The organism is Congregibacter litoralis KT71 (assembly GCF_000153125.2).
Taxonomy (GTDB): domain Bacteria; phylum Pseudomonadota; class Gammaproteobacteria; order Pseudomonadales; family Halieaceae; genus Congregibacter; species Congregibacter litoralis.
Map to the genome: position 1 here is coordinate 3,593,603 of NZ_CM002299.1, position 17,338 is coordinate 3,610,940.

The following is a 17,338-nucleotide window of genomic DNA, read 5'->3' on the forward strand; positions in this document are numbered from 1 at the left end:
CCTAGCCTTAGTAGATGTCATAAATCAGAAATTGAAATAAAACGAATCAACCCTTTTCCGAGATCTGTAGACCTAGACTCATAAGTACCAGACGCAGTCATCATAGTGTGTAGACCATCAGTGGATAGTAATCCCTTCAGGTATAGGTCCTTTGAGATAAAGTCATAGAATTCTCTTCGCCCAGCTAGCTCGGGGAAGGCTTTTTCAAGCAATGCGCCCAAGCTGCTGGTCATCGTAAACTCGGGAGACTTTCGGCCGTGATCCATGAACCATTGCCGCGGATCATGAAAGAGAGAAAGAACTCGAAGATGCCAAGACGTTAGATCGTCTACAAAGCGTAGATAGATATTCTGTAAGGAGGCTTCCGGCGGATTGGGCAGAGCAGAGTTAATCACAGCATTCTTCAGCGCGGCTTTCTTCTCGGTTACTGAAGTGCGAAGAACGATCTGCGTAGCTTCGATTAGTACATCGATAAATTCTTCGTGTTCCAGAAGGGATTGCAGGGATATTTGATCACTCTGAGCAAGGCGTTGAAGCTCTGCAGCCACATCCTGCATCTATTCGGATTTCCGACGTTCGATTGGAGGCGTCACCAACGAAGTAAACAGCTCCGATGCCGCTGCACCGACAATAGGCACGGATGCGAGCGCTGCCCTATTTACCGCGTGAGCATGATCACGCGAGTCTGTTGTTGGAACTTTTAGCTCAGTATCACCCATACTCTGACCTCTAACGTCTGCAACAGGGGTCGGGCGCGAAGCGGCGGGTCCAGCCCCCGAAGGCCGCGGCTTGCTCGAACTGGTTAGCTAGCCTGATCCTGGAACGATCGAATAAACGGCAGCAGGCAGCGGCACGCCCTTGTGCATAATTCTATTCTTGGCAATGCATTCCAAAGTTGCTCCGACTTTCTCAGCAACCCGACGACTTGATGAGTTATCGACCATAGTGACAATCTCCAACCTCACCAAGCCAAGGGTATTCATGCCAAACTCAATAATCGCCTCGGTTGCCATTGTGCACAAGCCACGATTCTGCATTGATTCCCGAACCCAGTAACCGACATAGCCGATTCGATAATCAGGGTCGATGCGATTGACGGAGATACCGCCAATAAACGTGCTTCCATCGGTCTGAAAAATTCCGACATCATAAGCCTTTTGGGCCGTGATGCCTTCTGCGCAGGATGCAAAAAACTTGCTCGCATCTTTCGCTGAGTAGTCTGGCTTCCACCACGGCATGGTTGGTTCGAGAGTAGTGGCAGTTTCGTGAACAGCGGCTACAAACCGACTCACGTCTCTAGCCTCAAACGGCCGGATCAAAAAGTCGTCAGTATGCAGCGGAGTCATTCTTGCTAGCTAACGCTTCAAGCTAGTGGCGGCGTTTTTAAGCCGTGCACTTCGATTGCTGGTTAGCATTACTTTGCTCGTCATTTGTATCTAATTGCTCAGAAGAACTCGCTACACTTTTTGTTACTAAATGCACAAAAGCAGCCATAGCGCCAAAACTAGCAGCTTCGTTTGAAAATATTCTAATACTTGGAATAGCCCCCAGAAACGCGACAAATGCAATAGAAACAATTAGACCTAGTAGCGCATACAAAAGCGAAATTTTCGTCGTTGAGCTCTTATCGTTTCTTTCCTGTAATGTTAACGCCGTGTGCTGACGCCACATCTTGTGAGGCGGGGAACACAGATGACTACGAAAACTCAACATTGCTTCGAAGTCCAGCTATAAAAGAAATTAATAGTGCGACGCTGAGAGCAACACCCAACACAAAGAACGTTAGCAACAAGCTATCGCCCGCCCGGGATGAATGACCCAGAGTGAAGAAAGCGACCGAGGAACAAAGAGACCAGTATATGGCGAGAAAACCAGTGCGCCGCCTCCCTGTCACCCACCCCACGACTCCAAGCGGCAGTGTAATGGTTACAGCCACGACGGCTGGAGTGAACGGTGCGGACGCCAAGAAAGCACAGAGAGCCGCGAGAATTTGCGAGAAAAACATGACCGCCGTCCACAGCTTGCTCACGACATTCAATGCCCCCGCCTAACGCTTCAAGCTGAGGCCGCTTGACCGCGCAGCGGTTACGACGTCCCGGCGCGAAGCGCACTTGCAGCCTTTACTTGTTACGTGTGCGACCAAGCTCAAGCCTCGATAACGAGAAGCGTGATTTTTGTGCTACCCATTTCTAACTCGGACTCAATATTAGGATCAACTAGCACAGAAAATGCGTGATTCTCGCTTGATAGGCTTAGGCTGCCACTAAGTAAAATTTTACCGCTCTCTTCGGGCGACGCCTGTAACGACAAATCGTACGTCTCATCCACCGATATGGCAGCCCCTGCACCACGCTTCATCGAGATGCTTGGCGCATCAATGAGCTCGCCTTCAGAGTAAATCTTTGCCGCTACATGTAGTTTCGCGTCAGCTAAAGACTGAAGCGGGAATAGAATTAAAAGCAATAAGCAAAAAGCTTTCTTCATGGTAAATACTCCTTCGATATCCTCGAGTACACAATACGCTTCAATAACCGGCGTGCTGCAAGCATGTCAGGCGCCGAAGGCGTGTGGTTGATTCACTTGTTAAGTGACCGAATCCTCTGCCATCGCTAATGACATTCGCAGCTCCTGGATCTACCAGAACTACTGAATCCTCTATAGGCTCTTTTCAAAATCGGTGCCGTGTACGAATAGCGCTGACCCAATTCTTCACATTTCTCCTGGCACCTGCGTTCGTCCCACATAAGCCATGCCTTTGCCAAAATTACTAAGGCACACAACAGAATGACCCAAGCAAAGTAATGCCCGTCGTTAATCTGTTCGCTTGAGGGGGTCACCTAACGCTTCAAGCTGGGGCGGCGGAACCGCGCAGCGGTTACAACATCCCGTCGCGAGGCGCCTTTACAGCCTCCACTTGTTAGGTGTGCGAAAACACTGCGGACTATATTCATGGTGAACCACCGACATCGTCGTAAGCATTCTCGGGGCCGCGAGGTGCCAACGAGAATTCGACGAAAACTTTCCCTTTATTGGAACCGAACTTCCAGTTCTCGAATGGATCCATGTCGACAGAAACATAACGCCGCAGAAACTCAATTATCGCTACAAATTCGCTACTGGTTAGACTTTCCATTTCGCTAACACTCATCGATTCACCAAAGCCGTCTTCGAGTACACATAACGCCAAGCTTTAGATCGGGCTGCGCAGCAGGCCGTCCCACCAGCCGAAGGCTGCGACAACAGCGCCTTGTTAGGCATTTGCACGGAGTTTGCTACGCAAGCGATTTTGTGTAGTTTCATTACCGCTCTCCCACGCCTTAAAAAACCCAAACCAGTACAACCGTTCGTTTACTGTTAAGCCGCCAATATTATCTATTGCGGCACGTTTGAAACTTTGAAATTCAGAGTGGAACTTGTTTGAAGCATCCGTTTCTTAGAACCGAACATTTCCGTGCCACTTGCCAATTAGACTAACAAGCGCCTCAATATCTTTATCATCTTGCTTCCATTCTTCGACCCAGCACGAGAGGCTCTCTCTCAAATCGCTTTCACGCACTGAGTTTACTAGCTCATCTAGGTTCAGTGAGATGCCTAACGCTTGCGGCTGGGGCGGCGAGCCGAGTAGCGGGTTGACGCCCCGCCAGCCCGCATTGGTTAGCTGCACACTGCTTCAAGGTAACTCCTCAGCCGAGAAACCAGCGCTGGAACAGCTTGTGGATGCGCGAGAAAGTCTTCAATCTGCATCAAGTCCCAGTATTGCCCCTCTGCACCAAACACGATGGCATCTATCTCGAAGTGAAATCCTTTCGCTACGAAGAAGTACGAGCTACCTATGCCACTTGTGCTGGTCACCCTACGCCTATAAGCAAGCCGAGTAGCAGGGATAGAGAGCGCAAACTCTTCATACAATTCACGTAGAACACACTCTTCTGGTGACTCTTGGCCTTCGCGACCACCTCCAGGGAAATCCCAGCAGCCCGGGAACGGAATATGTTCGAAATTATCGCGCTTGTAGACTAGGACCTTACTCCCAAAAAGCAGTGCTAGCTTAGAACCCGAAAATTCAACGTTCACGTCCTTGGTTCCAAGTTCGATCAAGGGCAGCTAACGCTTCAAGCAGGGGCCGCTGTAAAGCGGTACGTGCGTGAAGCGCCCTTGCCGCCTTGACTTGCTAGGCGCCGGATTCATTCAGACCCAGCAACTCGCGAATCGACTCATTGGAAGTACGGCTACGGTGCATTAGCCACAAGAGCGCAGTGTGGGCAAAAACCTGCGAAATCGCCCCTATTGCCTCCAAGTGCAATAGCGCTACCTGGGACCTCTTTTCAGGTTCAATTACAGTTTCCAATTTACCAAGCAAATCTAGAGACACCGCTCGATAGAAAACAGTGTATATGTCGAAAATGCCTGACTCTCTAGCTTGCTGCTCAATCGCGACACCCTTTGGAGGCTTCTCTCTGCCATGGAAAAGCCTTCTGTCTGATCTGAATCGTCACTTGCTGATCTTACAGTCAGCAGCCCAGATTTCATTTGGAGCAACGCTATCCGTTCGAGCTCGTCTTTCGCGAAGTTGGTATACCGCTGAGCCCTAGCCGGGCTCGAGATCACCCAATGGAGAGAAATGCATAACTCTAGAAACTTTCGGCAGACTATCCCAAGAACCGTCGGATTTTCAGATATACCTAAGTCGACAGCCCCCCAAACAATCTCTACTCCGCGAGTCAATATAGCTCGGACGGACTCATCAATAGGAGAAGGTGTATCTGACCAAACTTCCGAACGCGACTGGGCAAGCATGTTGGAATGCGTCCTCAGGGTCTCACACACATCGTCGAGTTTTGGCATAGAATTAGCTGCCTAACGCCTTACGCAGCGGCACAACAACCGCGCAGCGGTTTGCGTATCCGGCCCCAGAAGGGGCAACCTGACGGTACTTGTTATGTGTCGTGGTCCGATAGGTTCTCACGATTCTGCTCCTTCGCAGCCTCCTCGCCTTGTTCTAGATTGCGCTCCTGAATTGAAACGAATTCACTTTTCCCCTCTGCTTCTAGCTGCATACGATTCAGTTCATGGATCATGTACGGGATTGGCGTGTTACCGCAGTTACGGCCTTCAAACTTTAGTAAACCATCTTCGTCTACAACAATAGTGGGTTTCTGCGCCATCGCTACCGCAGTCCAAAATGCTATAAGAAGAACCGCGCAGTTCCGAAACTTGCTCATAGACACGTAACGCCGCCAACTGCGACGAGTGAAACGTAGTGTAGCGAGTCCGGCAGACGGAGGCTGCGAACTCCTTGGCCTTATTGATACTTCGCTACGAGTCATATTCGAGCCGCTTACCTAAGCCAACGACATTATCATTTTCGTAACCCATAGCAGAGTAAAATGCTATGACCGACTCATTGGCGCTGCGAACCTGTAAGTTGATTTTAGGACAACCTTTTCCTTTTAAGAGAATCTCAACGGCTTGCATGATAGCTTGCCCATAACCCTTGCGTTGTTCGCTGGGTTTAACAGCCAAATAGTTAATCCAGCCGCGATGGCCTTCATACCCACCCATTACTGAGGCGACAATCTCGCTCTCGCTGACACCAACTAGAAATAGGTCTGGGTCAACTTTTAGCTTTCGCTCAATATCTTTAGCAGCATCATTTTGTGCAACTGTAAGACCACAATCACCCCAAAGTGAAATGACCTCATTTTTGTCGTTTTCGTTGTATGCACGTATTTTCATAAGAGTATTAACGCTGACCGCAGCGGGCTCGCAGTAAGCGCGTCCGGCGACCAACGGAAGCGAACTGCCCATTCTTGTTATGTGCCGGACAAATACACACTACTTCATACCTGCGCCAACGGTTGCACGTACTGGAATACCAGCGGAATCGAAGTCCTCTAGGCAGAACACATTTACCCCGAAATAATCAGGAGTAACGCGCTTTCGATGAAACGGATAAATGCCACACACTTTACAGAAGTAATGCTCCGCTGTGTGACTGTGAAATTGATAAGTACCCAGGCAATCTTGGCCGGAGGTAATGCGCATTGATGATTCGTGTACCTTTACCATCAGCGCGTTTTTACGAACGCAGAGTGAGCAATCGCAGGTGGTGAGCTCCGGAAAGTCTGAGTCAATTTCAAATCTGATCGCTTGGCAGTGACAGGAACCCTTAAAGGTCAATTTTTTCCTCATGAGTTAACTCTCGCGCTCAAGCACATAACGCTTCAGGCTGGGGCGGCCGTTAGGCCGTCCCAAGCCCTGACTTGTTATGTGTTCTTTGACGATTCTTAGCTTCATCAATTACCACCACTAGCAATGTGTGTAGTGTAACCACGATGAATAGAAATTGTTCCTTCTCCCCAAGCTTCCGAAATTCCACCTCGAGCGGCTTTTCCACTTGCCGTTCAGTTGATTCGAAAGCCTGTAAAAGCATCTCCCGGTCCTTTGCCGAGAGTGAACCGTATAACGCGTTGATTGAATCGGAGCCGAGTTGCGCGTAAGGGTTGTGAGCAAATTTATTCCGAATTTTGTCCACAGCCAGAAGTGGAGCGCGAAGATCTGACGAAAGGCCCAGCGCATGAGCCAAATCAAGCTTCAAGCCGAATCTCGCCCGATCCAAATTAATCTCGCTAGGATATGGCAGCAAGCATTCCACAATCGTGAGAATTGCTGCCTCCAAGTAGAGATGACCGCGAACTACTACCCCGAGCACATCTTCTCCCAAAAGTGCTTGTCGCAAATCAGTCGTACTCTTGGGAATTTCTATCATGCTAAGAACCGGACACGTAACGCCTAAGGAACCGGCGGCTTTGCTGACCGGTTGCCCTACTTGTTATGTGGCGTCCCGAAATTGACACGGCCACTACTCAGAGGGCCTGATCTGAGTAAACGACTTGGCATTGGCCAGAGACACACTCTGCTCGCTTGTCAGTGCGACAAGCTGGTACGGCGATGCAAGTGTTGCCATCTAAAAAACCCCGAGATCTCATGTATTGCTTCTCCAGGTGCTCCAGCCGATGAATATTCTCTGGATTCACAGCTGCATCGCCACAAGGTAGCCAGCAATCTGACTCAACTAGCACGCACTGTAAATCCTCAACGCAACTATTCCCCTCCTGTAACAAAGACCAAAATTCGCTTTCTAACGATTCTGAGCTAGCGCACCCCATAAATGCGAGTATCAGGAATGACAGGCAGAGCCTCTGATTTAGTTGCATCGCAATTGGGCCACATAACGCTTCAAGCTGGAGCGCGCGTTAGCGCGTCCCGGCGCGAAGCGCCCTTGCAGCCTTGACTTGTTATGTGCACGGGACGCTCACTCCGTGAGCGGATTTACCCCCAACATCAATCTCTGATGCTTTTGTTAAGAACATCACCCCATCGTAGCCCACTTTAGCCTCATCAAGAAACACACCATCCACCGCGACGTGCTTAAGGATCGTATCCTCTTCCGACCAGTAGCCGTGTTCCAAAACCTCAACCACATCAGGATTGGCGATGACGAAGAAAGAGCCTCTAGGTACGTCCCACCGATCATGGCCACAGCTTGGGATAAATGCGCTTAACTTTGCGGTTCTCTGATACACCCCGACATACAACTGCTCGCCGTGATGAGCATTGCCGTGCTGAGCCACTAGCAACACCAATAGAAAAGCTGCGACGCTTCTCATGAGTCAGTGCACATAACGCCGCGAGTTGCGGGCGAGACAACCGCGCAGCGGTTTTGGAGTCCGTAACCTCGCCTTGTTAGGCGGCGATAAATACACCCAACGCATCTCCAGCATAGTTGAACAATAACCCGAGAAAATACAGCACGAACGCCACAACTACACCTCCTATAACTGCCTGCTTAAGCCAAGCAACTCTGTCCTTACCGGGCCGGTAGAAGCGTACTTGCGGGAATGCCGACTTGACCAGATTGCGAAGCCCCTGACTCAAAGGCGTCCATAGATTGGAGAATACGAGAAGTACAAGTAGGAAACTTACAAGAAAAGCATTATCAATTTGCAGCTTAGGTGCAATCTTAGACCCACCCCAGAGGCTCAATACGAAGCCCGATAATACGCCCGTGATTTGAATGAGCAGGTAAATGAATGGGTTCTTAAGCCATGCATTGAGGTCGGTCGGAATTCGTGGAGTCCATCGGATCGTTTATCTTTACGATCTGGAGGACAACGATGGAAAGAATCCCCAAGGCATCTTACACGCCGGAGTTCCGGGCTGAGGCCGTGAAGCTGGTTGAGTCGACCGGCATGTCGGTGGCGAAGGCGGCAGAGCGGCTGTCGATCCCCAAGAGCAGTCTCAGTAACTGGGTGCGTGCAGCCCGGGCAGGAAAGCTGAAGCAGGTGGGTGAGCATCAGCGCGCACCCACAGAGCTTGAGATGGAGCTGGCCCGTGCCCGGCGTGAGCTCGCTGAGGTCAAGCAGGAGCGCGATCTGCTAAAAAAGTTTGCGGCGTACTTCGCGAAGGAATCCCGGTGAGGTACGCGCAGATTCACCGGCTACGGCACGAGCACTCTGTCGCCGCGATGTGCCGTCTGCTGGACGTATCCGAGAGCGGCTACTACGCCTGGCGCAAGCGGCCGCCCGTCACCACGGTCGAAGGCGAACGCGCGTTTGACGCTGGAGATCAAGGCGGCTCACGAGCGCACGCGCAGGACGTATGGTCCCGAGCGACTTCAGTCCGATCTTGCCGACAACGGTATTCGTGTCGGCGTACACCGCATCAAGCGTATTCGCCGCGAGCAGGGCCTTCGCTGCAAGCAGAAGCGGCGGTTCCGTGTGACCACGGACTCGAAGCACAGGCTGCCTGTGGCGCCGAACCGGCTTGCCAGACAGTTCTCCGTCGATGTGCCGAACAAGGTGTGGCTGACGGATCTCACCTACGTCGACACCGCCGAGGGCTGGCTGTACCTGGCAGGCATCAAAGACCTGTTCAACGGGGAGCTTGTCGGATACGCGATGTCGGAACGGATGACGGTTAACCTGACGGAGACGGCACTGCGCCGTGCGATCGATGTCAGGCAACCAGGTCCTGGGCTTCTTCATCATTCCGATCGCGGCAGTCAGTACTGTGCGAGGAGCTATCAGCAGCTGCTACGGCAGCACCAGATGCTGTCGTCCATGAGCCGCAAAGGAAACTGTTGGGACAACGCGCCGATGGAGAGCGTTTGGGGAATCCTGAAGTCGGAGCTCATTCACCATGAACGCTTTGAGACGCGTGCGCAGGCGAGAGCAGCGATCCGGGAGTATATTGAGATCTTCTACAACCGGACTCGGAAACAAGCGCGCCTCGGTTACCTATCCCCGGTACAGTACGCTACGCAGCACCGCCACAGTCAGGTGGCATATTGAGCCGGTGGACTCTACGAAAACCGACCGACCCCACATTGCGATTCTTATGCTGATATATGGCGTCGTCTATGGCTGCAAACGTGCCTTGCATCCAAGACTCATCATCTGAAGATACGGTCAAAAAGCAAGATACATTGTCACTACGATCCAGCCTCAGATCAGCGTAACTGCCAGTTTGACGGTTGGTTCGAAGGCTATCGCCAGTGAAAACTTCGAAGATCACTCGCTCTACATCCTTGGCGTCGTTGAAATAGCGCAGCAGACTTTCCAGATCAAAAGTCCGATATCCTTTCTCGTCAAACCTGATCGTGACGGCCAAAGCCCCGTCACGATTTTCTGGATCGGACGCTAAGTACTCTGGCATTCGAGAACCGTTAACTGCGAACGCTTGAAATATCTGTCGAAGCGCGCTGGCGTCAATCGTGATGTTTCGAATCTGTTTATCACGTAAATATCTTGCCATGAATTCTCTTCCGGATTATCCGAGCCGCCTAACGCTGCAAGTTGGGGCGGCAGAACCGACGCGCAGCGGCGGTTTTGACGTCCCAGCGAAGCGGCAACCTTGCATTGTTAGAAGTCATAGCGTTTTTCAAGGAGCTCCAATCCCTTCGACACGAGCTTCCCCGCCTCGAAGTTAAATACAAATGCCTCCACATCATACCCAAGCGTATCTCCAACTGAGTAGTGCTCCGGATCCACACCTTCTCTGTAGATGTAGTTTTTCTCACCTACTGGAAGAACTAAACTTCCAGTGAACCATGCAGCCTTAATCGGATAGCTCTTCAGCCTAAACAACACTTGAGCATCAACTGATTCGTATCGTTTACTGCATGGATTCATTTGAATGTGGGAGAGCCATAGGTACTCATCTTTTAGCGTCCATGTAGCGCGATAACCTCTCCAGCTAGCTGTGCACATTTCTGGCTCAAGAGTCTCGATCAGATCGTCTCGTGAAATGCGCTGCTCGAGAGGTCGCTCATCAATTAGATAATGCGCATCTCCGACCAAGAAAACATCGTCGATTTGTTCGGTTGTATTTCCACTCGAAGCGATAATCAAAAGAAAAAGATATATGAAAATGCGCATAGCGTTGATGACCGTAGACTTCTAACGCTGCCGTAACTGGCCGGAAAACCGCGCAGCGGTTTGGAGGTCCGAGCACTGCGAAGCAGTGCGGTAGTTGACGGCCTTGTTATGCGCGACGTGCAGCACTAGCAATAGCTTTGAGCAAGACCTGACCCCGTTGCTCGATAGTTTCCTGAGCCGCAACAAACGGGCCATAGTATTTTGAACCACCTGTATTTCCAGCCTTAAATTGACGCTTGTGTTGCGCAGAAATCGCGTTGAGCAGCGTCCGTGCTTCAATTACCGAATCGTACTCGGGTTTTACAGGAAGACCGTGGATGTTGACTATCATCTCCAATCGCTGAAAATCATGCTCGTTCGCGCCTGCGTTTTCGATTACGTGTTCCAAGTGCGAGTTGTAATCGATCTTTTCCTGCATTACTAAGTTCAGATTTAGATACACGCCGGCTAAGCCGTTGAGCCAATGCTCAACTAGAACGTACAGCTCTTCATACCGTTCGCGAGCCAGCTCTCTCTCCTTCGCCTCACGCTCATGGCTAAGTTGATACTTGAGATGTCGCAGAGTGCTTCTGTTTGAAAGCCAAACCCCAAGCACGCTCAATAAAGCACCTATACAAACCCCAACAAGCCCGACCCATGCTTCCGCCGGTACAGATTTAAATATCGTTGCGGTTTCTTCCATCACGTAAAAGAGTGCTCGGCGCCAGGCGCATAACGTCTACCGCTGCGGCGCGGAAACCGCGTAGCGGTTTTTGCGTCCGGCCCCGAAGGGGCGCACAGCCGGTACTTGTTAATAGGCCTCTCCTTGTGACCGATGCATTATTGCGACTGGCAAACCCTCTTCGACGTAGCTAGCCAAGCGCTTGGAAAGGAAAGACGGTGCCTCATTCTGATCGATTACGTTGAAACCAGCCCTACCGTAGAAACTAAATAGATTATCCCTGGGAATACAAAATGACTCGGTTTCGGACAAAGGCGGTTCAATTGCTTTCAGTAGACGCCTGCCAATTCCTTGTCGCAAATAATCGGGATGCATGTACATTCCACGGAGCACTTGGACCCCATCTATGCTTTCAATACGAACTGCTCCGTAAATCATACCAGCGTCTTCGGCCACAAAGACTCTATCTGATTCGGAAACTGGTCGCTTATATGTCGTCAGCTGATAGAACGCGTTTACTTTAGGGCGCTCTGATGGGTCTAACTCTCCGAACTTCATGCAACCTCTCCAAGGCCCATTAACGCATGCCGCAGCGGCGGCGAAACCGCACAGCGGTTTTAACGTCCGGGCCCGCAGGGCCGAACTGCCGGTTCTTGTTATGCTGCACAACACTTGTGGAACACTAAGTCGCCCGGATCGTAGCTATACAGCGGACTAGCAGGAGGCGCAGCCAAATGGTAGCCAGAGCGTTGCAGCAGCCGCTGGCACCGGACGTTGGCCGGGGTAGTTGTAGCCCAGAAGTCGGTAACGCCGACGGAGGCGATAAGCTCCTCATGCAACCAATGAAGCCCGCGACTTGCGAGCCCGCGCCCCCACCAGTACCGACCGAACAGGAATGCAACCTCGGCCAGGCCGTGGTGGACCGTGGCTTCCAACCGCCCGATCATTGAGCCCGAGGACTCTCGAACCAAGAAGTTAAGCCATAGCTCCGCAGCATGGGACGGCCCAGGCCCTGCGATGGCGCGCTCTAGGCCAAGCTTGAAATCCTGTGCCGATGGAAGCTTATCCTCGATGTGCTCATAGATCACCGGGTGAAGCAAAACGGCGGATAGCTCTTCAAGATGTTCAACTTTCAGCGGTTCGAAGCGCAACGAATCAATCATGAGCGTGTTGTGCTGCATAACGCTTCAAGCTGGGGCGGCCGCGCAGCGGACGTCCCGGCGCGAAGCGCCCTTGCAGCCTTGACTGGTTATGTGCTCTGTTTGACGATTTCTGGTGTTTTTGAACATGCCTTTTCTATCGCTTTAGTTGTTACGGCGACTACGCCCTCGGGGTAGTCGATCGAGACCTTACGTTCCAATTTCTTCGACAGCTCGGATAAACCTAAGCCTAAACCAGTACACGATAGATCGGCAGCTGCCTGAACGAAAGCTTCTACCACTACCGGGTCAGCGTCGGGTAGCTCAAGGAGAACGCCACTCCGAACCTTATCTTCGAAGGAAGGTTCGGCGATTATCTTCTCAATCAAGCTGAACACATGATCGCAGTCGCAGTCTGATTCTTGAGCGATTGAAGAAAAAGGCGCGAAACCCGCAAGAGATACCGTCAAAACAACAATGATCAGAAGTTTAATTGTGCTATTCCTCGCGCACGGTGTCGGATGAAGCGGCACATAACGCTGCCAGCACGGGCGAGCAGCCGAAGGTTGCGAGTCCAGCGAAGCGGCGTGCCTAGCCTTGTTAGGGTGCCTGTAAATCAACTGAGGTACACCCCAACTGCCTGAAGAGAGAAGCCGATGGCCACAATAAGCAGGCCCCACTTCGCGGCACATCGTTCCCGTTTGCCCCATTGAGCAAAACCCTCAGTGACGACTGGCTTAGGCGAATCAAGATCCTCAAATTTTCTACTCTGCTCTATTGGTTCACCGGTGTACGGGAAAAAAACTGCGTACCCGATTAGGCATACGCCAACAATGTCTGCCATGAGGCCTATGATAGTTAGGACCTTAGGATCCGTAAGTAACTCTGGCGTCACCACGAGCAAGGCACTCTAACGCCTTTCTTCAGCGGCCAATGCATGATGGCGTGACTTTTGCGTTTTTTGCAGAAGGCATGACAACATGATTTGGTCCGACTGCAAGGATTTGTTAGGCCTGCTCACTATAAAACCTTCAGAAACGGCTGCTTCGCTACGACAGCTGCCTGCGACTTCTTTCGTAGAAACTTAAGAAGGTCTGTTTCGTTCTGCAGGAGCATCACCAGTTCCTGGAGCGAGCACAGAAACATTGTCCGTTGATTGAGTGCGTTGGCACACTCTTTAAGAACAGGTTCAGTGAACTCGCTATTGGAAATAAAGATGCCGTTCGCGTTTGCGCGACTGAACAGCCGAACCAAATGTGGTGAAAAGTCAGCAATGCCTACTGGATCCTTTAGCCATTTCATCTCGACAAGATGAATGGTTCCATCTAATAGAATCACTCCATCAACTTGTTCGAGGACGGTGTTTGAATCGGGGTCTCGTCGCTTGAAGTCCTCATGCACAAGTATGCCGTAAGCTCTGAATATACCATTGAGTACTACTTCCAGTTTTTTCCCACGAATCTGTGGTTTGTCCTCAAGGGCAAATAGAGAAAAGAGTTGATCTTTGAGGTCACTTATCTGCTTTTTCCTCGCATGCTCTGCTGCTCGCTCAGCTTGCACCGCGGCCTGCACGTGAGCTTTCTCGGAATCACGCTCCTGCTTCATGCGAGTAAAAGAGTCCTTAACATTTACAACGCGGCGTACTTCAGAAACCGCTCCCTTAGCCTTGAGCTGGTCTGCTGGCCAGCAGGACGAGAAATCTTCAAATTCAACTACTCTTTTTATGATTTCACGACGCGGTGCGAGAGTTGGATCGCCGCGAGAATTAAGAGATTCAATAACTGTCCGTGCTATCTGATACTTGTTTACTGACTTCGAATCAGCGCGCAATTGATTCGTGAGTGGAGTCAGAATGGCCTCCGGTGTACCAGCTCCACGGAAGAAGACAAGAACGTCATTCTTGCTCCTACAGAGAAGAGGAATGGTGTCTACCAGAAGGGAGAGTAGCTCAGGTGGATAGTGGTAAGTGTCAGCCATGCTTTAATTTTCAGTCTCGGGTGGATAACTTGGTGGCCTAACGCTTCGGTTTGGGGCGGACCACGCAGTGGGCCGTCCCAGCCGAAGGCGCCAACACCGACTTGTTATGTGTCCTAAGCTGGAACATAGAAACACCATACACAATTACTAAGTTCGCCAGCGGCAAACTCTATGGTATTACCGCCCACCTCAATAGAGTAAGGCCACAACGTATGGCGCTGGGAAGGGTAGGTAGGATGAGGCACCTCTAATGCTGAATCATCCAATCGCGACCACTCAAAGTCCCACACGTTCGCGCCCTCTAATTCTAAAGGCTCTCCATCATGAACTACTTCAAGTAACTTCCAGTCTCTCATCGGGTAGACACATAACGCTTCAAGCTGAGGCGGCTTGACCGCGCAGCGGTTACGACGTCCCGGCGCGAAGCGCCCTTGCAGCCTTGACTTGTTATGTGTGCGACCAAGCTCAAGCCTCGATAACGAGAAGCGTGATTTTTGTGCTACCCATTTCTAACTCGGCCTCAATACTATGATCAACTAGCACAGAAAGTGCGTGATTCTAGCTTGATAGGCTTAGGCTGCCACTAAGTAAACTTTTACCGCTCTCTTCGAGCGACGCCTGTAACGACAAATCGTACGTCCCATCCACCGATATGGCAGCCCCTGCACCACGCTTCATCGAGATGCTTGGCGCACCAATGAGCTCGCCTTCAGAGTAAATCTTTGCCGCTACATGTAGTTTCGCGTCAGCTAAAGACTGAAGCGGGAATAGAATTAAAAGCAATAAGCAAAAAGCTTTCTTCACGGCAAATACTCCTTTTATATCCTCGAGTACACATAACTCTTCAATAACTGGCGTGCTGCAAGCATGTCCGGCGCCGAGGGCGCGTAGTTGATTGAATTGTTAGGTGACCGAAATCCTCTGCCATCGCTAATGACATTCGCAACTCCTAGATCTACCAGAACTCCTGAATCCTCTATAGGCTCTTTTCAAAATCGGTGCCGTGTACGAATAGCGCTGACCCAATTCTTCACATTTCTCCTGGCACCTGCGTTCGTCCCACATAAGCCATGCCTTTGCCAAAATTACTAAGGCACACAACAGAATGACCCAGGCAAAGTAATGCCCGTCGTTAATCTGCTCGCTTGAGGGGGTCACCTAACGCCCACGGCAGCGAGCGGCCAAACGGGTGCGAAAGACCTGCTTGGACGTCCGGCGAGCGCAGGGAGCGCGCTGCCCGTTCTTGTTATGTTTGCGGCCTACCATAGATGCTGATTTTCGCCGTTTTCGTTTGTCGGTGGTTCCACAAACACCTCTCCACACACTCGACAAGCATGATTCAGCAAAGGAGTAACCCGTCCGACATTCTCGCCGCAGCTCGGACACTTAGAAGACATTATTCTCCAAGCTAAATACCACCAAGAAAGCAACGCTAACAAAAGCAGTATCGCTAGTGGCGGGAAAAAAAACGCGCCTAGCGCGAAAACAGCCATAAAAAGGAAGGCAGACCGCTGCCTGCTTACTAATCTGATCTGGCGTTCTAGGTACGGAGTCATGACCTAGTACACATAACGCCTGCGGCAGCGAGCGCACCAACCGCGCAGCGGTTTGGGCGTCCGGCGACCGAAGGGAGAGTACTGCCCGCACTTGTTAACTGTATGCCTTGATAAACCGTCGCTCATCTTCTACGTACCCCAATGACTTATAGAAAGCGTGTGCATCGCCGCGATGCTCGCCACTCGTGACCTCGGAGCGAATACACCCGGCCCTTTGAAAGAACTCTTCCGCTGCTTCGATGAGACTACGGCCTATACCAGTATTTCGGTGCTCTTCATCTACTACGAAGCTAGTAATGCGACCCAACGAGCCATCCTGGTGAAAAAGGCTCGTAAGGTGACATGAGACAACGCCACAAACCGCTCCGCCAGACTCGGCTACAAATACCTGATCGAGCGCCTCGGTCTCAAACGTTTCGAGCTTTTCAGATATCAGGCCTGCACTCGTGGCGTATCCCAGTTGGGCCATCAAGTTGCAGATGTGGTTTGCGTCTTCCAGTGTGGCAGTTCGTATGAGCATACAGTTAACGCTGCCGGCACGGGCGAGTGTAACGCAGTGTAGCGAGTCCAGCGCACGTCGTGCGCGGCGTGCCCGGCCTTGTTAAGTGCGTCATTTGAGTACTGCCCAGATTGAAACCGACAGTGCGACACAAGAGATGGCCATTGGAAACATGAAACGGTTAAACGAGAGCTTGTGCTCGGCGAGCACAGCAGCAAGCAAAGGAAAGTTCACAGCGTGACGGTCTTTACCTACTTTGAAGGCGAAAAGATACACCTTGCTCCCGTCCTCCTGCGTATACCGGTACTTCTGGTCCAGATGGTAGTACAAGCGGCCAAATAGTAGGTGCTCATCCATCCGTAGACGCCTTGCTAGTAGCTCACAATCTATCGGGACATAGATTTTCGAACTCCTGGAGTTGGGAGTCTGCTCGTACTGCTGAAATTCAGCGTAGTACTCTTTAAAAATAGTGTCGAGGATATTACCGTCGCTCGGATTCTTCATTGGCAGGCACTTAACGCCCACAGCAGCGGCGCGCGTTAGCGCGTCCAGCCCGCAGGGCGATGCTGACTTTGCTTGTTATGTGTTTTGCCATTGAATACCACCTGTAACTTTTGATTCGGCCGCTGCAATGGCTTCATTTATATTTTGGAAACCTTGGGAGTCAACCCAAGTTGGTTCTTGGCTCTCACCTGCATTTCGGAACCGCACATAATAAAGAACACCATGTTCATTTAGCGGTTCTGGCTCTTCGTCTGGTTCTAACATGTCGTCAGCTTTAGCTAAGCTATACCACCAGTCATAAGGGAGATTGATTATATCGACTGGTTTCTTAGCCACACCGTCGTATAACCAAACTCCTCTTCTTTCTATGGTGATGCTCATTCAGACTTACTCGTACACATAACGCTGCCAGCAGCGGGCGTCCAAGCCGCGCAGCGGTTTGGACGTCCAGCGACCGAAGGGAGCGAACTGCCTGGCCTGGTTAAGTGGCTGACTGCACACGTGTAGCGCCCCACGCAATAGCGACAACGACCCCGAGCACGATACCGGCAAGGGGCAGCCCA

The 17,338-nt window shown here is 51.2% G+C and carries 21 protein-coding genes and 1 pseudogene; 1 reads left to right on the forward strand and 21 read right to left on the reverse strand.

What is annotated here, in order from left to right; translation table 11 throughout:
- Positions 1-17: 17 nt before the first annotated feature.
- The 10 genes from KT71_RS16300 to KT71_RS16350 form a co-directional block, all read right to left on the reverse strand.
- Positions 18-557 carry a hypothetical protein gene (locus KT71_RS16300; protein ID WP_008294248.1) on the reverse strand — a complete coding sequence of 180 codons (540 nt, stop codon included), beginning with the start codon at positions 555-557 and terminating at the stop codon, positions 18-20.
- Positions 558-806: 249 nt separating this feature from the next.
- Entirely contained in the window at positions 807-1,346 is a 540-nt protein-coding gene (locus KT71_RS16305) for a GNAT family N-acetyltransferase (protein ID WP_008294247.1), read from the reverse strand.
- Between the two features lie 37 nt (positions 1,347-1,383).
- On the reverse strand, positions 1,384-1,713 hold the full coding sequence (locus KT71_RS20590; protein ID WP_023660220.1) for a hypothetical protein: 330 nt from the start codon (positions 1,711-1,713) through the stop codon (positions 1,384-1,386).
- A gap of 432 nt (positions 1,714-2,145) precedes the next feature.
- Complete coding sequence (locus tag KT71_RS16315) at positions 2,146-2,484, reverse strand: hypothetical protein (protein WP_008294246.1); 339 nt, start codon at positions 2,482-2,484, stop codon at positions 2,146-2,148.
- A 1,170-nt stretch (positions 2,485-3,654) separates the two neighbouring features.
- The gene (locus KT71_RS16325; protein ID WP_040363364.1) at positions 3,655-4,074 is read right to left on the reverse strand and encodes an NUDIX hydrolase; all 420 of its coding nucleotides are present in this window, start codon (positions 4,072-4,074) and stop codon (positions 3,655-3,657) included.
- An 863-nt stretch (positions 4,075-4,937) separates the two neighbouring features.
- Entirely contained in the window at positions 4,938-5,222 is a 285-nt protein-coding gene (locus KT71_RS16335; RefSeq protein WP_040362444.1) for a hypothetical protein, read from the reverse strand.
- Between the two features lie 94 nt (positions 5,223-5,316).
- Complete coding sequence (locus KT71_RS16340) at positions 5,317-5,808, reverse strand: GNAT family acetyltransferase (protein WP_008294240.1); 492 nt, start codon at positions 5,806-5,808, stop codon at positions 5,317-5,319.
- Between the two features lie 27 nt (positions 5,809-5,835).
- The gene (locus tag KT71_RS21440) at positions 5,836-6,192 is read right to left on the reverse strand and encodes a GFA family protein (RefSeq protein WP_023660222.1); all 357 of its coding nucleotides are present in this window, start codon (positions 6,190-6,192) and stop codon (positions 5,836-5,838) included.
- 49 nt (positions 6,193-6,241) lie between these two features.
- Positions 6,242-6,769 carry a hypothetical protein gene (locus KT71_RS16345; RefSeq protein ID WP_008294238.1) on the reverse strand — a complete coding sequence of 176 codons (528 nt, stop codon included), beginning with the start codon at positions 6,767-6,769 and terminating at the stop codon, positions 6,242-6,244.
- Positions 6,770-7,298: 529 nt separating this feature from the next.
- On the reverse strand, positions 7,299-7,670 hold the full coding sequence (locus tag KT71_RS16350) for a hypothetical protein (protein WP_008294237.1): 372 nt from the start codon (positions 7,668-7,670) through the stop codon (positions 7,299-7,301).
- A gap of 507 nt (positions 7,671-8,177) precedes the next feature.
- On the opposite strand from KT71_RS16350, the pseudogene KT71_RS16365 reads away from it, so the two are divergent.
- Positions 8,178-9,353 (forward strand): annotated as a pseudogene (locus KT71_RS16365) (IS3 family transposase).
- On the opposite strand, the gene KT71_RS16370 reads toward KT71_RS16365, so the two are convergent.
- From KT71_RS16370 to KT71_RS20600, 11 genes are all read right to left on the reverse strand, one after another.
- Positions 9,319-9,816, reverse strand: a complete 498-nt coding sequence (locus KT71_RS16370; RefSeq protein WP_023660224.1) for a hypothetical protein — start codon at positions 9,814-9,816, stop codon at positions 9,319-9,321. The pseudogene KT71_RS16365 and the gene KT71_RS16370 sit on opposite strands and share 35 nt — an antisense overlap.
- Positions 9,817-9,923: 107 nt before the next feature.
- Positions 9,924-10,439, reverse strand: a complete 516-nt coding sequence (locus KT71_RS16375) for a hypothetical protein (protein ID WP_008294232.1) — start codon at positions 10,437-10,439, stop codon at positions 9,924-9,926.
- A 106-nt stretch (positions 10,440-10,545) separates the two neighbouring features.
- Positions 10,546-11,124: a hypothetical protein gene (locus KT71_RS16380; RefSeq protein WP_152025263.1), complete on the reverse strand. Its 579-nt coding sequence runs from the start codon at positions 11,122-11,124 to the stop codon at positions 10,546-10,548.
- 105 nt (positions 11,125-11,229) lie between these two features.
- A complete protein-coding gene (locus KT71_RS16385) occupies positions 11,230-11,658 on the reverse strand; it encodes a GNAT family N-acetyltransferase (RefSeq protein ID WP_008294230.1) in 429 nt (142 codons plus the stop codon).
- Between the two features lie 98 nt (positions 11,659-11,756).
- Positions 11,757-12,263, reverse strand: a complete 507-nt coding sequence (locus KT71_RS16390) for a GNAT family N-acetyltransferase (protein WP_040363367.1) — start codon at positions 12,261-12,263, stop codon at positions 11,757-11,759.
- A gap of 86 nt (positions 12,264-12,349) precedes the next feature.
- Positions 12,350-12,859, reverse strand: coding sequence for a hypothetical protein (locus tag KT71_RS20595; protein WP_152025264.1), 510 nt, complete (start codon positions 12,857-12,859; stop codon positions 12,350-12,352).
- 400 nt (positions 12,860-13,259) lie between these two features.
- On the reverse strand, positions 13,260-14,216 hold the full coding sequence (locus tag KT71_RS16405) for a PDDEXK family nuclease (RefSeq protein WP_008294226.1): 957 nt from the start codon (positions 14,214-14,216) through the stop codon (positions 13,260-13,262).
- 558 nt (positions 14,217-14,774) lie between these two features.
- Positions 14,775-15,020 carry a hypothetical protein gene (locus tag KT71_RS16410; RefSeq protein ID WP_023660227.1) on the reverse strand — a complete coding sequence of 82 codons (246 nt, stop codon included), beginning with the start codon at positions 15,018-15,020 and terminating at the stop codon, positions 14,775-14,777.
- Positions 15,021-15,866: 846 nt separating this feature from the next.
- A complete protein-coding gene (locus KT71_RS21445; protein ID WP_008294225.1) occupies positions 15,867-16,292 on the reverse strand; it encodes a GNAT family N-acetyltransferase in 426 nt (141 codons plus the stop codon).
- Between the two features lie 90 nt (positions 16,293-16,382).
- The gene (locus KT71_RS20935; RefSeq protein ID WP_202962366.1) at positions 16,383-16,628 is read right to left on the reverse strand and encodes a hypothetical protein; all 246 of its coding nucleotides are present in this window, start codon (positions 16,626-16,628) and stop codon (positions 16,383-16,385) included.
- A gap of 222 nt (positions 16,629-16,850) precedes the next feature.
- A complete protein-coding gene (locus tag KT71_RS20600) occupies positions 16,851-17,156 on the reverse strand; it encodes a hypothetical protein (RefSeq protein WP_152025265.1) in 306 nt (101 codons plus the stop codon).
- Positions 17,157-17,338 lie beyond the last annotated feature (182 nt).

Bases quoted from the DNA above. Each gene is read 5' to 3' on its own strand.
- KT71_RS16300 (WP_008294248.1), bottom strand. From the start codon at position 557: ATGCAGGATGTGGCTGCAGAGCTTCAACGCCTTGCTCAGAGTGATCAA.
- KT71_RS16305 (WP_008294247.1), bottom strand. From the start codon at position 1,346: ATGACTCCGCTGCATACTGACGACTTTTTGATCCGGCCGTTTGAGGCT.
- KT71_RS20590 (WP_023660220.1), bottom strand. From the start codon at position 1,713: ATGTTGAGTTTTCGTAGTCATCTGTGTTCCCCGCCTCACAAGATGTGG.
- KT71_RS16315 (WP_008294246.1), bottom strand. From the start codon at position 2,484: ATGAAGAAAGCTTTTTGCTTATTGCTTTTAATTCTATTCCCGCTTCAG.
- KT71_RS16335 (WP_040362444.1), bottom strand. From the start codon at position 5,222: ATGAGCAAGTTTCGGAACTGCGCGGTTCTTCTTATAGCATTTTGGACT.
- KT71_RS16340 (WP_008294240.1), bottom strand. From the start codon at position 5,808: ATGGGCAGTTCGCTTCCGTTGGTCGCCGGACGCGCTTACTGCGAGCCC.
- KT71_RS21440 (WP_023660222.1), bottom strand. From the start codon at position 6,192: ATGAGGAAAAAATTGACCTTTAAGGGTTCCTGTCACTGCCAAGCGATC.
- KT71_RS16345 (WP_008294238.1), bottom strand. From the start codon at position 6,769: ATGATAGAAATTCCCAAGAGTACGACTGATTTGCGACAAGCACTTTTG.
- KT71_RS16350 (WP_008294237.1), bottom strand. From the start codon at position 7,670: ATGAGAAGCGTCGCAGCTTTTCTATTGGTGTTGCTAGTGGCTCAGCAC.
- KT71_RS16370 (WP_023660224.1), bottom strand. From the start codon at position 9,816: ATGGCAAGATATTTACGTGATAAACAGATTCGAAACATCACGATTGAC.
- KT71_RS16375 (WP_008294232.1), bottom strand. From the start codon at position 10,439: ATGCGCATTTTCATATATCTTTTTCTTTTGATTATCGCTTCGAGTGGA.
- KT71_RS16385 (WP_008294230.1), bottom strand. From the start codon at position 11,658: ATGAAGTTCGGAGAGTTAGACCCATCAGAGCGCCCTAAAGTAAACGCG.
- KT71_RS16390 (WP_040363367.1), bottom strand. From the start codon at position 12,263: ATGATTGATTCGTTGCGCTTCGAACCGCTGAAAGTTGAACATCTTGAA.
- KT71_RS16405 (WP_008294226.1), bottom strand. From the start codon at position 14,216: ATGGCTGACACTTACCACTATCCACCTGAGCTACTCTCCCTTCTGGTA.
- KT71_RS21445 (WP_008294225.1), bottom strand. From the start codon at position 16,292: ATGCTCATACGAACTGCCACACTGGAAGACGCAAACCACATCTGCAAC.
- KT71_RS20935 (WP_202962366.1), bottom strand. From the start codon at position 16,628: ATGGATGAGCACCTACTATTTGGCCGCTTGTACTACCATCTGGACCAG.
- KT71_RS20600 (WP_152025265.1), bottom strand. From the start codon at position 17,156: ATGAGCATCACCATAGAAAGAAGAGGAGTTTGGTTATACGACGGTGTG.